Source organism: Thalassospira profundimaris, from assembly GCF_003326755.1.
Lineage (GTDB): Bacteria > Pseudomonadota > Alphaproteobacteria > Rhodospirillales > Thalassospiraceae > Thalassospira > Thalassospira profundimaris_B.
The window spans coordinates 1-2,461 of record NZ_JPWH01000060.1 but is presented as its reverse complement, the minus strand read 5'-3'; the positions used below and the strand labels follow the sequence as shown (position 1 = coordinate 2,461).

Annotated in this window: 3 protein-coding genes and 1 pseudogene; all 4 read left to right on the top strand. The window is 54.6% G+C overall.

The annotated features are described in order from the left end of the window. Nucleotides 1–524, top strand: a pseudogene (locus TH25_RS24485) (hypothetical protein); the annotation flags it as partial. 344 nt (nt 525–868) lie between these two features. Further along, nucleotides 869–1,267, top strand: coding sequence for an IS66 family insertion sequence element accessory protein TnpA (tnpA, locus tag TH25_RS24480; RefSeq protein ID WP_181847840.1), 399 nt, complete (start codon nt 869–871; stop codon nt 1,265–1,267). Continuing rightward, entirely contained in the window at nt 1,264–1,611 is a 348-nt protein-coding gene (gene tnpB / locus TH25_RS24475) for an IS66 family insertion sequence element accessory protein TnpB (RefSeq protein ID WP_114090847.1), read from the top strand. The genes tnpA and tnpB overlap by 4 nt, the downstream gene beginning before the upstream one ends. Before the next feature lie 81 nt (nt 1,612–1,692). Continuing rightward, nucleotides 1,693–2,461, top strand: a 769-nt coding sequence (locus TH25_RS24470; protein ID WP_258549301.1) for an IS66 family transposase zinc-finger binding domain-containing protein, incomplete at its 3' end; no start/stop codon positions are given.

The following is a 2,461-nucleotide window of genomic DNA, read 5'->3' as shown; positions in this document are numbered from 1 at the left end:
ATCTCGATGTGCCAGGGGCGTATGCGGATGCAACAGTTGGCGATGATTTTATCGTTGGGTCTGCTCTGGATGATGTACTTGTTGGTAACGCCGGGAATGATACTTTCTATGGTGGTTCTGGTAGTGACACCTTAACCGGTGGATCGGGAGCAGATACTTTCATGTTTGGACGGGGAGCGGATCACGACGTTATTGTTAATGCCGATCCAATAGATACTATCTCCTTGGGAACTGAACTGGCGGCTGAAGAAGTCTGGCTGTTCCAGCAAGGTGACGACTTGATGATTCAGCTCCTTGGATCCGATGATAGTTTGACGGTGGCTGATTGGTATGCCTCGAACGGTCAGCAGGTTGGAGCAATCGAAGTTGGTGGCAGTACGCTACAAGCTTCGAATGTGCAAAACCTTGTCGATGCAATGTCGGTTTTTGGTGTCAATGAAGTGTCGGTTGACAGTTTGGATCGTAACAGTACCGATTTTCAGAATACTCAGGCCGTAATTGCTGCAAACTGGCAAAGCAGTTAATGACGGTGTGACGGAGTGGGGCGCAGTAATGCGCCCTACTTTGGGAAATCTGTATTAGTGTTTTACATCTACCGTGATAGGTGGTCGTTAAGGTACTGTGAATTCATCAATCTATAATTGCAGTAGGCTTCTGTTTCGTTGTCTAAACGAAGTGACGTGCGCAGATAAGTGGGGTTTGTGCGGTGAAGATGGGGAAATCTATTGCAGGAAACAATCGAAAATAACCGATCGAATGCACAAGAATCGTAAGCGTCCCCTCACGGCTACCTTGCGGGAGAGAGCGAAAGACCGGATTTTATGAGCAAGAGGGAGCGGTGTCTCCGAACAGCTCGGGAAATCGGGATTTGGCCGACATATGTAGTTATGACATTGTCAACGGACGCAGTCTGACGACAGAGGAAAAGCAGCGTCTTGCTGCCGCGAGTTTTGGTTCCGGTTTGTCGGTTCGGGACTTTGCCGCCCGGAAAGGGATTGGTTACAGCACCCTGAATAAGTGGCGTCGACAGTATGGCAGGCCGACAGATGGCAGCCCGACTTTTGTGCCGGTCGCGCTGACCGACCGCCAGGATGTTGCGGATAATTCTTCTGATCGCCCGCAAGATATCTCTTTGTCTGAACCGGTTGATGAGGCCGAGATTGCCCGGATTGTCATCACCCTGTGCAATGGCCGTCGTGTTGAAGTGCGTGAAACGATCCCGCCCCGCACGTTGAAGCACCTCTTGTCTGTTCTGGAGGTCTCATGATCCAGGTCGCGGGTGGTGTGCGTGTTTATCTGGCGTTGGGCCGAACAGACATGCGCAAAGGCATGAACGGCCTGTCAATGCTGGTGCAGGAGGTTTTGGGCAAGGATGTTTTTACCGGTCATCTGTTTGTGTTTCGCAGGCGCCGGGGCGATCTGATCAAGATTTTGGCGTGGGATGGCCAGGGGTTCTGTCTGTTCGCCAAAAGACTGGAACGGGGCCGGTTCGTCTGGCCCTCGGCAAACGACGGGGTTGCTCATGTAACATCGGCGCAATTGAGCATGTTGCTGGAAGGGATTGACTGGCGGATGCCGCAGCGCACATGGCGTCCGGAGATGGCCGGATAAGACCGCAACCAAGCGGATATTTTTTGATCGGAACCGGCAGAAACGCTTGGGTTGAAGCGGCGTATTGGCTATAATTGGGCCATGCAAAACCCGCCCGCCGATCTCCCCGACAGCATTGAGGACCTTAAAGCCATCATCGCCCGTCAGGCCGATGCGTTTACGGTGCTTCAGCACTCTCTTGCCGATGAGTTGGCAGCTTCCCGCCAGGAGCTGGCGGCGGCCAAATCCGGTCTTCAGCTCAAAGCGCTGGAGATCGAGAAGCTGAAGCTCACCATCGCCCGGTTGCGTAAAGTGGCGTTTGGCAAATCGTCCGAGAAGATCCATCGGGAGATCGCCCAGCTGGAATTATCGCTGGAGGAACTCGAAAGCGAGGCTTCCGGGGACGATGATCCCGTTGCCCTTGACCACCCTGATGCGAGCGCTTCGATCACTGGCGAAACCTCCCTGCCAGAAAAGCGCAAACGCCGGGCATTGCCCGACCATCTGCCGCGTGAAGAGGTGCGTCATGAACCGCAGGGGGATTGCCCCCACTGTGGTGGCACACTGAAACAGGTTGGCGAAGATATCACCGAGATCCTCGATTATGTGCCCGGCCACTTCAGGGTGATCCGTCATGTCCGTCCGAGCCTGTCGTGCCGGTCTTGCGAGAGCATGGTACAACGGCCCATGCCATCCCTGCCGGTGGAACGCGGCATGCCCTCGGCCCATCTTCTCGCCCATGCGCTGGTCTCGAAATATGCCGATCATCTTCCCCTGTACCGCCAGAGTGGCATTTATGCCCGTGACGGCATGGAGCTGTCGCGTTCCTTGCTGGCTAACTGGGTTGGCAAATGCGCAAGCCTGATGCGGC

Bases quoted from the DNA above. Each gene is read 5' to 3' on its own strand.
- tnpB (WP_114090847.1), top strand. From the start codon at position 1,264: ATGATCCAGGTCGCGGGTGGTGTGCGTGTTTATCTGGCGTTGGGCCGA.